Source organism: Paenibacillus sp. MER TA 81-3, assembly GCF_023713585.1.
Lineage (GTDB): Bacteria > Bacillota > Bacilli > Paenibacillales > Paenibacillaceae > Paenibacillus_B > Paenibacillus_B profundus.
Genome location: NZ_JAMAWB010000009.1, coordinates 269,139 through 282,315 on the forward strand (window position 1 = coordinate 269,139; position 13,177 = coordinate 282,315).

Consider the following 13,177-nt stretch of genomic DNA (forward strand, 5'->3'; position numbering starts at 1 on the left):
TAACCAAATTATGTAACACAATTATGCCTTTTCTGCTCGTCCGTTTGAAGAATATGTAAAAGCCTTAACCGCCATTCGGCTGGGAGTTGTCCGTGATCAAGCAAACGTGTAAAACGTGCGAATGACAGTGTCACATGTCGTGAAAGGATTGAACTTGTTGCATCATACAGCGATTTTAACAATACATACACCATGAGGGCAGTGTACAATTGACCATAGACGGCATTTTCTGTCGTGCCAAATAGAGTCGGCACGTTCAAATGTTGCTTGATCCATCGAAAAAAGACCTCCACCTGCCAACGAGCTTTATACATCTGCGCAATTTGTTCGGCTGTTACCTGCATCAAATCGGTTGCCACCCGAATTTCTCTACCCTCAAAATCCCGAAACATCACCACGCGATGGCGTTTCGTCGATTGGCATAGCTTCGTTCCAAGTTGACTCGTGATGTCCCGGATAACCCGGGAGTTCGGAACTGCCTGACGGCGCAAGGCGCGTGGTTTCTCCAAATGAACATTGTCTCTCAAGCGAACCACAAACGACTGTCCTTCTTCTTTGAACCGATCCAACCGTTCGAGCTTTCCATAAGCACGGTCCATCACTAGAATGTAAGCTGAATCCGCCAATCGCCCGCTCATCGGTCCATCATGCTTAGAACCAACCGTTTCACGACATTCAGCGGCTGGTGATTCCCCGCACGCAGAGTAACATGCAGCTTGATACCTGCGCGTTCACCATGATAAGGGGCCCAAGGCAACCGGGTTTTTCCGACCGTGACCGTGGTCGAATCGATGAGAAGCAATTCTTTCGGAAACGTTAGTTTACAACGCGTCTTTCGATTGCATTTGTGAACAAGAAGATGAAATAATTCCTTGAAAACAGCAAACTGGACCTCTGCGGCTTTGGTCGAGAAACAAGAATAATGAACGGTCGGCAACCCGCTTGATTCGGCTGGCATGATCTACACCGGAGCGATAACTATCCCATTGTTCAAAAGCGGATTGGCTCCAGTATTGTAGCAAATGATAGACGCTGAATTTGCGTGCTTTATCTTCGTAGCCCATCTGTTTGACAACTAAATTTACTTCGTCCTGACTCAGGACGGATTGAAGGATGGACTGGATCGTGATAGAATTTTTCATGAGATCGTCTCTTTCTTAAATCGGTTGGTGGTACAAACGATTCTACAGAAAAGACGGTCTTTTTTCTACCATTTTTAGGTTAATCAATAGGCGTGCTTAAACAATAAACTTACATTTCTCAATGCATTTAGGATTACTGTAAGGTTAATGTAAGATTACTACTAAATTCAATAACCGTTTCTGAAGGAGCGGCTAAGAAGTATGAATGGCGTTTACTACACTAACTGCCAATCCTCAGCAAGCATATTGTGTTCGATGCCCATCGTGCCATCCTCCACCTCCACACAACCAGCGATGGATTTTTTTATGTGCGACGGGCAGTCTCGACTATAGCGGAGAATGCTAAGAGTAGTGAGTACAGGCAGCGGTGACGTTACCGTGGTAAATACGAGCCAAGAGCTTGCAGTTTTCCCTGAGGATCGTATACCACTAAGCGCATTCCCTTACCGTTGTGCCATAACAGTGAATAAAATAATAGATTTCAACAACAAAATCATTTAAATCATTCTTTCAGAGAATTGTTGTCTTCAATTACTGTCATTGCAAGATACTACAACATACTCTAATTACTTAAAACCACGCCTTGACTTTCTCTTTTTATATGATAGTCTAAAGTTAGATTTACACATTTTACCTACAAACCCATTATAAACAATTAGGAGAGTGAGTGTTGATGAAAAAAGGTTTTTTATCTTTAGCTCTGTTTATGGCAATGGCAACAGTAATTCCCGCAAGCGCATTTGCTCATGAATCTAGTACTGTAACAAGCCAACACGATGACGACTTTGTTGTATTTAAGCTTTATGTTGACGGCAAATATACATTACCTACTCATGGACCGTATAAAGGTGAAGACGAAAACCCGTTTACATGGGATAAAGCTGACGGAACACAAATAAGGTTTTTCATAAAAGATATAGATCAAATGGGAATGTCAATTTCAATTATTGATTCTAATGGAAACCCTGTTAGTGGGGCCAATGGCAGTACAAACAAAAATAATGGTTATCAATTTTTGAAGGTTGTCACATTACCTAATGAAGGTGATTACATCGCTAAAGTATGGTCAGATAATGGTGATGGCGGTTATGAATATGAAATAGCCGTTAGAGCTATCAATTAGTATTTACAAGCCCTCGTTTTTTTGAGGGCTAATTATTTTGGCTCTTCGCTATATTGCGTGGTTAAAGGTACGTTTGCTAGGCTAATAGAGCGATTTGACATGGAGCCTCTGCGGGCATGATTACTCGCGAAAGCCGCGAAATATAAGGACTTCGCGATACTAACCAGCTTATCATGCCCGCCTCTCCATATAAAATCGCTGTTCTTTTAACCCACTTCGAGTAGCGAAGAGGCATTATTTTTATATGTTACTTTCCTATTTATTTCATGTCTTAAAAACGATATTTTATGAACATCCCCGTTCGATTTTTTTAGTTGAATGCTAACTTTGTTCTCTTTTCCATTCCAGTACACTTTTGTACCTACTGTTTCTGCGATAGCCCACACCGAAGCGTATGTACTACCATCTATCCGTTTACAGTCAGGCACCTTCTTGCCTTCCACAAATGTGGATTTCCCGTCCCAACCTATGCGCACATCTCTAAAGAATTGAGGCAATCAGCATGGACAAATTCGAGAAGTACGCAAGATATACTGTGAAAAAATATTATTGGGGCATCCCCTTAAATCGCACCCAATAAAACACCGCCCCCACAAAATAAAAAACCCTCACGCCTAGAGGCGCAAGGGTTTGGAAGATTAATATAAGGTCATATACTGATCGCGTTCCCATTGATGGACTTGTGTGCGGTACATATCCCACTCGATTTCTTTAAGTTCCAAGAAATGCTGCAGTGCATGTTCGCCTAGCGCATCGCAGATCGTCTCATCGCGCAGCAGCGCTTCCAACGCCTCTTTCAAGCTGGCCGGCAAGCTTGGAATGCCTTCCGCGATTCGCTCATCCTCAGTCATGACATAAATGTTGCGGTCCGTCGGAGCCGGCAGATCACTTTTCTTCTTAATGCCTTCGAGACCAGCTTTAAGAATTGCCGCTAATGCCAAATACGGGTTCGCTGACGGGTCAGGATTGCGGACTTCAACCCGCGTGCTCAACCCGCGGGAAGCCGGAATGCGCACCATCGGACTGCGGTTGCTGGCAGACCACGCAACATAGCATGGTGCTTCATAGCCAGGCACAAGACGCTTATAAGAGTTAACCGTTGGATTCGTAATCGCAGCAAAGCCGCGTGCATGCTTCAATACTCCAGCCATGAACTGGCGCGCTTCTTTACTTAAGCCGAGCTTATCAGACTCGTCGTAGAACGCATTCGTTTTGCCTTGGAATAGAGAAATATTGCAGTGCATACCCGAACCGTTAACACCGAACAGCGGCTTCGCCATAAATGTCGCATGCAAGCCATGCTGACGCGCTATGGTCTTAACGACTAGCTTAAACGTTTGGATTTGATCGGCTGCTCTAATCGCATCCGCATATTTAAAGTCAATTTCATGTTGTCCCGGCGCCACTTCGTGGTGGGACGCTTCAATTTCGAAGCCCATCTCTTCCAGCTTCAAGACGATCTCGCGGCGACAGTTCTCGCCCAGATCGGTTGGCGCCAAATCGAAATAACCGCCTTGGTCGTTCAACTCCATCGTCGGATTACCTTTATCATCCGTTTTAAACAAGAAGAACTCTGGTTCTGGTCCGACGTTCATGGCAGTGAAGCCCATTTCCTCCGCTTCTTTCAACGCACGTTTCAAAATACCGCGCGGACAGCCAGCAAAAGGTGTTCCATCCGTAGTGTACACATCGCAGATGAGGCGTGCGACACGATCTTCCGTTACCCATGGGAATACGACCCAAGTATCCAAATCCGGCACGAGATACATATCCGATTCTTCAATACGGACATAGCCTTCAATGGAAGAGCCGTCGAACATCATTTTATTATCCAGCGCCTTAGGCAGTTGGCTTACCGGAATTTCGACGTTCTTAATTGTTCCGAGCAGATCCGTAAATTGAAGACGGATAAATCGGACGTTCTGTTCTTTCGCAATTCGTGTAATATCATCTTTGGTGTAGCCCACAGGGTAACATCTCCTTCTTGTTAGCCTAGTATAGATTGGATTATTTCGTAAAGAAACGAGACAGTTCACCTTGAATTAGCGATACTTGACCCGGTCTTTTCCCAGTCATTAATTGCTGCTTCAGCATGCGGTGCAGTTGGATATCCGACAGTTCTTTGCGCTTGCTTTCCGAATCGGCACTCAGCACTGTCGCCTCCTCCGATTCTTTGGAGACCGGATTCAATACTTGCTTGATTCCAGCAATGTTCACGCCCTTTTCAATGAGCGCTTTAATTTCAAGCAGACGTTCCACATCATTAAATGAGAAAAGACGCTGATTTCCAGATGTACGAGCAGGCATAATTAGTTCATGCTGTTCATAATAGCGAATTTGGCGTGCTGTCAAATCCGTTAACTTCATCACGATGCCGATTGGAAACAAAGCCATATTTCTGCGAATTTCATCTCCCACCGTTCATCAACCTTCCTCTTTTATGCCGTTCTTTTCTTCATTCTATCCTCCGCACATAAACATGTCAACAGATGTCAGGAAAACTCACAAAAATATTTTATAGCTGCAGCAGACCTCTATCTATCATCGTTTGTAACGCCGTTATCGCACCTAACTTCGCATGCGCATAGGTTAACCCACCTTGCATATATGCTGTGTAAGGTTTGCGTATAGGTGCGTCAGCAGACAACTCCAGGCTGCCCCCTTGGATGAACGTACCAGCCGCCATAATGACCGGATGCTCATATCCAGGCATATCCCATGGCTCAGGAACGACATGGGCATCTACTGCCGAAGCCTTCTGAACCCCTTGCACGAACGCGATTAAATGCTCGGCGGAGTGGAATCGAATCGCTTGAATCAGATCCGTTCGCGGGCTGCTCCAATGCGGAGACGTTTCGAAGCCAAGCTCTTCGAACAGGGCCGCGGCGAAGACACTGCCGCGCACGGCTTGTCCAACGATGCTCGGCGCCAGGAACAGTCCTTGATACATCGAACGCGTCATCCCCAACATCGCTCCGACTTCGCCCCCGATGCCAGGAGCAGTGAGGCGGGAGGCAGCGGCCTCTACATATTGGCGTTTGCCTGCAATATAGCCGCCTGTTTCCGCAATGCCGCCTCCCGGATTTTTAATTAAAGAGCCTGCCATAATATCCACACCGACTTCTGTCGGCTCGTGCAGCTCCGTAAATTCGCCATAGCAGTTATCGACAAAGACGATTACATCCGGCTTGATCTCCTTAACTTGACGCACCATTTCAGCAATTTGCTCCACAGCGAAGGAGGCCCGCCATCCGTAACCGCGCGAACGTTGAATGCCTACCACTTTCGTTTGCTCCGAAATAGAGGAGCGCACGGCATCCCAATCGATTTCATCCGCATCCGTCAGTTCAACTTCATTGTATAGAACGCCCCAATCGCGGAGCGATCCTTTGCCATCGCCGGTCTGCCCGATTACTTTATGTAACGTGTCGTAGGGCGTGCCTGTAATATAGAGCAATTCATCGCCTGGGCGCAGCACCGCGAAGAGAGCAGTACCAATCGTATGTGTTCCAGATACGAAGTGCGGCCGCACGAGAGCCGCCTCCGCGCCAAACACCGCAGCGTATACTTCATCCAACACTTCACGACCGCGATCATTGTACCCGTAACCTGTAGATCCCGCAAAGTGATAATCGCTGACGCGATGTTCCTGAAACGCTTGAATCACTTTCCATTGATTGCGCTCCGCAATGTGTTCAATGCTGCGTACTTGCGCCACGATTTTTTCTTCCACTTTCTCGTCAAGCTGCATTAACTCAGATGTAAATTGCATCATGTTCATTCCCCTTATATGTGTGAAAGCACTGATGTGCCATCCTTATATTTCCTTATAGTTGTCCAGCTTGTATCCATGCATTTCCGCTTGCGATTTGTCCAGACGAACCTGCATGACTACATCATCATCGTCCACACCCTGCTCCAGCACCTCTCCCATTCGATAGGCCAGAGCAATCATGTCACCGCGGTCTGCTGGAATCCGATACGTTACCGTCTGTCCGACAAGCTGCTTCTGTACAGCTTGCCGAATCCGCTCCAGATCAGCCTCGTCATAAGCGCTAATCGTGAAGTGATTGCCGTTCTGTGGAAGAAGCTGACGCTGCTCTTCCGTGCACAGATCTTTCTTGTTATAAAGGACAATCTCGTTCTTGGCGCCCGCTCCAAGCTGCTGCAAAATATCCTCGACAACATTCATTTGATCCTCGCGCATCGGTGACGAGGCATCCACGACATGCAAGATCAGATCCGCTTCGTTCACTTCCTCCAATGTCGCCCGAAAAGCCGCAACGAGGTCATGCGGAAGGTTCTGAATGAAGCCGACCGTATCCGTCAGCACGACTTCCTGGCCATTCGGAAGCTCCCATTGCCGTGAAGTCGGATCCAACGTCGCGAACAATTGATTCTCCACCAACACATCAGCCAGCGCAAGCTGACGCAGCAAGGTCGACTTGCCAGCATTCGTATAACCGACCAGTGCCACCTGAATGACTCCGCTTTTTTTACGGCGTTCACGATGCAGGTTGCGGTGTCGAACCACTTCGTCCAACTGACGCTTCAAGTCAGTTATGCGGTTGCGAATGTGTCTGCGGTCAGTCTCCAGCTTCGTCTCCCCTGGACCTCGAGTTCCGATCCCCCCGCCGAGCCGGGATAGATTTTTGCCGTGCCCGGACAGGCGCGGCAGCAGGTAGGACAATTGCGCCAGCTCCACCTGAATAATCCCTTCTCTCGTCTTTGCGCGTTGTGCGAAAATATCGAGGATGAGCTGGGTCCGATCGACGATCTTTACATCAAGCGATTCCTCCAGATTGCGGACCTGGGCCCCAGACAGCTCCTGATCGAAGATGGCCGTTGTTGCCCCCAGCTCTTCGATGACCGCTTTCAGTTCTTGGACCTTCCCTTTTCCGATAAACCATTTCGAATCTTTCGTATCCCGCTGCTGCGTCATCGTCGTCAGCACCTCGACACCTGCCGTTTCGGCCAGCTGCATCAATTCTTCCAACGAATATTGCGGATCAATTCCGCTCCGCTTCACTTCATCAGTTATTAACGTGACCAGCACCGCACGGTCCTGTATATTTTGATTGGTCTCATAGTTCATTTTTCGCATGCAATCGAAATCTCCTTCAATTTCATGTTAGAAGCACGTCAAGGTCCGATACCCAGTATACCTTATTTCGGCTCTAAATTTAAATCATGAGGGATATGTATAGAAGCAGAAATACAAGTCCATGCTTAAACAGCCTGTCGAGGGGGCTCGGCAGGCTGAACTTTATCATGATTGATGCTCACTTCTCCTTAATTGGGCACGCCTTCAATGATAGATACGTGAGTGGAGGTCGGCACGATTCTATTGAGCCTGAATCCAGACTGCTGGAGCAAACGCTCATATTCCGCTTGCGTCCGCTCTTTCCCTGTTGACATCGCGAGCATCTCCATATCGAGCAGCTTGCCAAAATGAGCCTCGTTGCCAGAAGCAAGCACGACTTCCAAGAGCAGCAGCTTGCCGTCTTCCTTCATGGCACTGCGGCAGTTGCTTAGGATCGAGATGGACTCTTCGTCGCTCCAATCATGGATAATGTGTTTCATCACGTAGGCTTCTCCACCCTGCGGCACAGATTCGAAGAAGTTGCCTCCCATGCAATCGCAACGCGCTTCCAGCCCCAAGCTCATTATGTATTGCTTGGCACTGTCAATGACTGCGGGCTGATCGAACACAATCCCCTTCGTATGCGTACAAGATGTCAGAAGCTGCTCCATCAATATCCCATGCCCTCCGCCAATATCAACAACTGTGTCGAATTGCGAGAAATCATAAGCAGCGAGGACGGCTGGAATTATGCTCCGCGAGTAAGCGCTCATAGAGTTTTGAAAAATAAGCTCGGCCTCCGGATGTTTAGCTAAATAGCTGAACACGTTCATGCCATACAAAGCTTCAAATGCGGAAACCCCTTTGGTCAGAGACTCCAGAAAATGACCGGCTGGCTGCGAATGCCATGGCTGCCCATACATCAGGGCGTGCGCATATAGAGAATCGGGTGTATCAGTACGAAGGAACGGTCCCAGCGGACCCAATTCAAATGTTTGTTCATCTGTCTCCCTGAAAATATCCTCATCGCAGAGGAAACGCATCGTACGGTACAGCATAGAAGCTTCTGTCTGTGTCAGACTGGCAAGTTCTTGACAGGTACGCGGTCCTTCTGCCAGCAAATCGGGAATGCGCAATTGGGTTACGGCATATACCGCTTGTGATATGATACTTCCTGCAAGCATACGCAACAATCGTTCAGATTCATTCAAATATTTGGGGACAGCGATGGACATATGGATATACCTCCTAATATATGGTTTCGATACATATATTTAATTCCATATAAACAGGTATATTCCTCCTTTTTCCTAATTAATTATATTTTCACCAATTCGCCTCTTATGCCCAACCCTTTCCCCTCTAAAGACTAGATATTTTTTCCACTCCGATAGGTTCACTTTTTTCGCTCATAAGGAAATCTTCATAGGTCAGATTCGTCAGATCCTCTTTCGTTAGTTTTCTCGACTTTCTTATTAATCTCACTGCTTGATTTCTTATTGCTTTTTCGATAAGGTTTCGGACAAATCTAGCATTACTGAAATTGGAGTTTAAATGTTTTTCTTGAGAAAGATGCTCTTTAATTTTATTTGTGGCTTCAGTAAGAATAATGTATTCTCTCTCAAAAGCCATTTTATAAGCGATTTTAACTAATTGATCAGTGGTGTAATCGGGGAACTCGACATGAATCGGAAATCGGGAAGGCAGCCCGGAATTGGTTTTTAATAGATTATTGATTTCTTTGGGATAGCCGGCAAGAATAAGGATGAAATCATTTTTATGATCTTCCATTGCTTTTACCAAGCAATCAATACATTCTTTTCCAAAATCTTTTTCTCCGCCACGTGCTAAACTATAGGCTTCATCCACAAACAGAATTCCCCCAAGCGCTTTTTTCACTACCTCTCGTGTCTTCTGCGCCGTGTGCCCGATATACTCGCCTACGAGATCCGCTCGTTCCACCTCCATCAGGTGGCCTTTGCTGAGCATGCCGAGCTGTTGAAACATTTTAGCCAATATTCGTGCCACCGTCGTCTTGCCCGTGCCCGGATTCCCCTTAAATAACATATGATACACTTGGGATTCTGATTGCAATCCTTCATTTTTACGCAACTGTTTTATTTGCAGCATCGCATATATTTGAAACACCAATTCCTTAACTTCTTCTAGTCCAATCATTTCATCGAGCTCTTTGAAGATTGCCGAAAAAGCTTCCATGTGTTGGTTTGTTTCTTTAACCGGAATTTCTTCGACAGTTCGAATCTGTTCGGGAGGAAAATTTTTAAAAACTACATTTATTTTTCTGGCTTGAGTCGTTATTAGACGGTTATCGTCAGTCACCAGTTACACCCCCCATCATATCCCTCAATTTGATCCGTATGTAAAAGAAATCTTCCTGATGTTCAATATATTCTAGTGTCGAACAGGTTATTAGCAGTTTAGCGCAGCCACAGTTCGTCCCATTTCCATTTCGTATAGGCGAGCGACTCGCGCGTACGGTGCCACGGAAGGAACAGCACCTTGCTCCCCGTCGTCTTGAGCTCCGGATGCTCATACTCGAGGGCATCGGCAATCTCATAGGCTCTCGCCCCATGAAAGTCGTGTGTCATAATCGTCGCGCTCTTCCAGCCCTTTTCCTTCATAATGTCCAGGCTGAATTTTAAATTTTCCAGCGTGCTCGTTGCGTGCTTCTCCATCTCAATCCGGCTCGGCTCCACACCATGCTCAATCAAATAGTTCGCCATCCCCTCTGCTTCGCTCAACTGGGCATTAGGACGATCTTTGCCGCCGGTCACGATGAAATATTCGAACTTCCCCTGCTCATATAACTCCAATGATAGATCCAACCGTTCCTGCAGCGCCGGACTGGGCTTGTCTCTCCATAAAGATGCTCCCAGTACAATCCCTACTTCGGTAGGCTTCGATGAATTTGCGAAGTTGGCATATCCCGCTCCCCCGATTTTCCATTGCGTATACCCGAACCAAATCAAGCCGATCAAAATGCCCGCTCCTGCAATCCAGAGCAAGCGTCTCCACAATGAAACCTTATGTTTACCTCTGTTACGCAACCGATTCCCCTCCAGTTCAAAAAAAGAACGCGCAATGAGTGCATTGCGCGTTACACATGTTGTAACTTCATATTTTGATCTAAGCTGCGCTCCTTTACGGAGTCCCGCTTTGTTCTTCATCGGCGTCGCGGTTCTTCCGCCCGTTGTGACGTCCGTTATCCTTTTTGTCTTGACTATCCGATTGGATGCTGATCCTGTTATCGGCACCTTGGCCCTCCGCAGGTGGCGGATCAATCGAGTCACCGGGATCCGGTTCCACTGTTCCTGGAATCGTGATGGCGCCGTCGTCCGGATTGCCTCCTTGATCGCCCGGATCGGTACCCGGATCCGGCTCTCCGGTATTGCCCGGATCAGGTTGGTCCGGTATTACCGGATCAAGCGGATTGTTCGGATCAACAATCGGTGGTTCAATCGGTTCGAGCGGAGGCTCTATCTGTTCTTCCTCGATCTTAACCGTGACTTCATTGGATTTCTTCGATTCTTCGTTATTGCTCTCAGCCGTTACATAGTACGTGTATGATTCGCCTGCAAATACGCCGATATCTTCTGCGTTGGTTACCTTCAAGCCGCTCAGAACGCGGGCGTATTCTTTATCCTTGGAAGATTTACGGTACACGTTATATACGATATTGTCGCCATCTACCGCGTTCCAGCTGAGCGATATCATCTTCGTATTTTCAGAATACGAAGCGTTCAACCCGCTTACGGCTTTGACCGGTTCCGGCTTCTCTTCGACCTTATCTGGCTTGCCGAAAGAACCGGACTGTCTGTTCTTCAGAGCTTTGCCCATCACTTCACTGAACATGCGCGAAGGGACCCGGCTGCTCTCGTGCAGCACATGGTCGCGGTCAGTCTTGTCATACCCCATCCAGACGGCGGCCGTCCATTCTGGCGTATAACCGACGAACCATGCATCACGGTCGCCATTGCCGTTATAGCCTGGCACCGAATGCTGCGTAGTCCCTGTCTTGCCCGCCACCTGGCGTCCATCGATACGCGCTTGCTTGCCCGTACCATTCTTCACGACCTCCTGCAACATGTCAGTCATGTAGTAGGACGTCTTTTCACTCATTACACGCTTCGGCTTCGGCACATGATATACATAGAAATCATGTGCCTTCCGGTCTGTAATTTTGGAAATGGAGTAGGCCGGATAATAATTGCCGCCATTCGCAAATGCGTTGTAAGCTTCGGACATGTTCAGCGGAGATACGCCGTGCGTCATCCCGCCCAGAGCGATAGACAAGTTATAATCGTCTTTCGTTAATGGGAAGCCCATATTTTTAGCAAAATCAAAGCCCGTCTTCAATCCAATCTCATTCAACAGCCATACTGTCGGAATATTTACGGAGCGTTTGACGGCCTCCTTCATTTCCATCGTGGAACTATAGCCGCCCAAGTTGCTTGGACAGTAGCTGCCGAAGCATTGCTTCTCATTGTTCAGCTTGGACCACGGGAACCATTCTCCGGTCTCCATTGCTGGCGCGTAGGAGACGATCGGTTTGAACGACGAGCCTGGCTGGCGTTGAACCGTTGCGCGGTTCAACCCTTTGGTAATGTAGTCGCGGCCCCCCATCATCGCCATAACCGCTCCGTTCTTATGGTCCGTGATGACCATAGCTCCTTGCACTTTAATATCGTCTTTGCTCTTTTCGAACATTTCATCATTGTTAAAAGCGTTAAACATGATGCGCTGCGCAGACGCGTCCATCGTCGTGTAAATATGGTATCCGCCGCGGTTCAGCTCATCCTCGCTCAATCCGGTCTTATCGACCGCTTCCTTCACCACGTAATCGAGGAACGATTGGTAGGCATCCGTCCCACTTTGGTCCGTTTGCGTGCCGTTCTTCGACTCTTTCGGCTCATAATCCACTTCCGATGCTTCCTTCATTTCCTGCTCGGTAATATAGCCTTGGTCATACATGAGCTTCAATACGACCTGTCTACGCTCCTTCGATCGTTCCGGATTGTCGATCGGATTATAGTGGGACGGCGCTTTTGGTATCCCCGCCAGCGTGGCAATCTCCCACACTTCAAGCTGATTCAAGTCTTCTTTGTCAAAATATTTCATTGCCGCCGCTTTGATACCGTATGCCCTTTTACCAAAGTAAATCCGATTCAAGTACATCGTTAATATTTCTTCCTTCGTGAAGTGATTCTCCAGCGCCAACGCGATGGACACTTCCGTCGCCTTCCGGAAGAAAGTCTTGTCGCTCGTCAGGAACATATTTTTCGCCAGCTGCTGGGTTATCGTGCTGCCGCCTTCCACGAGCCGCCTTGCTACAACGTCCTTGACCATCGCGCGGCCGATAGACCATAAATCGACGCCTTGGTGATCCTTGAACCGTCGGTCTTCCGTGGCGATAAAGGCATTGCGCAGCTCTTCAGGAATTTCTCGCGCTTCCGCAATCTCCCTATGCTCGATTCCCTTTCCAAGCTTGGCAAATTCATTGCCATTTATATCATAGACGGTGGAAACTTCGGCTAACTGGAACATGTCCGCGTCTTTATATTCTTGCATGAGACGTTCACCGTTCAACAGAATGAACAAGTATCCGCCCACCGCACAGAAAATGGCGAACGCGGCCGTAAAGAACATAAGCCAGAACGTTTTTCTCATAGACCACTTCTTGCGTTTTTTCGCTTGCTGCTGCTTCGGCTTTCCTTTCGCCGGCGTTCTTGTGCGGGAAAGCTGTGGTGTATCCTTATCTTTTGCCATCTACATTCGACTCCCTTATTCTCCTCGAATTTCTCTCTCTTT

11 protein-coding genes and 1 pseudogene are annotated in these 13,177 nt (G+C 47.5%); 1 reads left to right on the forward strand and 11 read right to left on the reverse strand.

Going from position 1 to position 13,177, the window contains the following annotated elements; genetic code table 11:
• Positions 1-8: 8 nt before the first annotated feature.
• Both M3650_RS15455 and M3650_RS15460 read right to left on the reverse strand, forming a co-directional pair.
• Positions 9-647: pseudogene (locus tag M3650_RS15455) on the reverse strand (IS4 family transposase); the annotation flags it as partial.
• A 174-nt stretch (positions 648-821) separates the two neighbouring features.
• Entirely contained in the window at positions 822-1,142 is a 321-nt protein-coding gene (locus tag M3650_RS15460; RefSeq protein WP_251576031.1) for a hypothetical protein, read from the reverse strand.
• Positions 1,143-1,815: 673 nt separating this feature from the next.
• On the opposite strand from M3650_RS15460, the gene M3650_RS15465 reads away from it, so the two are divergent.
• The gene (locus tag M3650_RS15465) at positions 1,816-2,265 is read left to right on the forward strand and encodes a hypothetical protein (RefSeq protein WP_251576033.1); all 450 of its coding nucleotides are present in this window, start codon (positions 1,816-1,818) and stop codon (positions 2,263-2,265) included.
• 206 nt (positions 2,266-2,471) lie between these two features.
• On the opposite strand, the gene M3650_RS32635 is transcribed toward M3650_RS15465, so the two are convergent.
• The 9 genes from M3650_RS32635 to M3650_RS15505 all read right to left on the reverse strand — a co-directional run bounded on the left by M3650_RS32635 (position 2,472) and on the right by M3650_RS15505 (position 13,135).
• Positions 2,472-2,741 carry a stalk domain-containing protein gene (locus tag M3650_RS32635; RefSeq protein ID WP_369011127.1) on the reverse strand — a complete coding sequence of 90 codons (270 nt, stop codon included), beginning with the start codon at positions 2,739-2,741 and terminating at the stop codon, positions 2,472-2,474.
• A gap of 162 nt (positions 2,742-2,903) precedes the next feature.
• Positions 2,904-4,232 carry a type I glutamate--ammonia ligase gene (gene glnA / locus M3650_RS15470; RefSeq protein WP_251576035.1) on the reverse strand — a complete coding sequence of 443 codons (1,329 nt, stop codon included), beginning with the start codon at positions 4,230-4,232 and terminating at the stop codon, positions 2,904-2,906.
• 40 nt (positions 4,233-4,272) lie between these two features.
• Positions 4,273-4,683, reverse strand: a complete 411-nt coding sequence (locus M3650_RS15475) for a MerR family transcriptional regulator (RefSeq protein WP_019420433.1) — start codon at positions 4,681-4,683, stop codon at positions 4,273-4,275.
• A gap of 97 nt (positions 4,684-4,780) precedes the next feature.
• The gene (locus M3650_RS15480) at positions 4,781-6,040 is read right to left on the reverse strand and encodes a methionine gamma-lyase family protein (protein ID WP_019420434.1); all 1,260 of its coding nucleotides are present in this window, start codon (positions 6,038-6,040) and stop codon (positions 4,781-4,783) included.
• Between the two features lie 42 nt (positions 6,041-6,082).
• Positions 6,083-7,369: a GTPase HflX gene (hflX, locus tag M3650_RS15485; protein WP_251576037.1), complete on the reverse strand. Its 1,287-nt coding sequence runs from the start codon at positions 7,367-7,369 to the stop codon at positions 6,083-6,085.
• A gap of 188 nt (positions 7,370-7,557) precedes the next feature.
• The gene (locus tag M3650_RS15490; protein ID WP_251576039.1) at positions 7,558-8,583 is read right to left on the reverse strand and encodes a methyltransferase; all 1,026 of its coding nucleotides are present in this window, start codon (positions 8,581-8,583) and stop codon (positions 7,558-7,560) included.
• A gap of 127 nt (positions 8,584-8,710) precedes the next feature.
• Positions 8,711-9,688: an AAA family ATPase gene (locus M3650_RS15495; protein ID WP_251576041.1), complete on the reverse strand. Its 978-nt coding sequence runs from the start codon at positions 9,686-9,688 to the stop codon at positions 8,711-8,713.
• Positions 9,689-9,786: 98 nt separating this feature from the next.
• A complete protein-coding gene (locus tag M3650_RS15500) occupies positions 9,787-10,416 on the reverse strand; it encodes a YdcF family protein (RefSeq protein ID WP_251576043.1) in 630 nt (209 codons plus the stop codon).
• A gap of 94 nt (positions 10,417-10,510) precedes the next feature.
• The gene (locus M3650_RS15505) at positions 10,511-13,135 is read right to left on the reverse strand and encodes a transglycosylase domain-containing protein (protein WP_251576045.1); all 2,625 of its coding nucleotides are present in this window, start codon (positions 13,133-13,135) and stop codon (positions 10,511-10,513) included.
• Positions 13,136-13,177 lie beyond the last annotated feature (42 nt).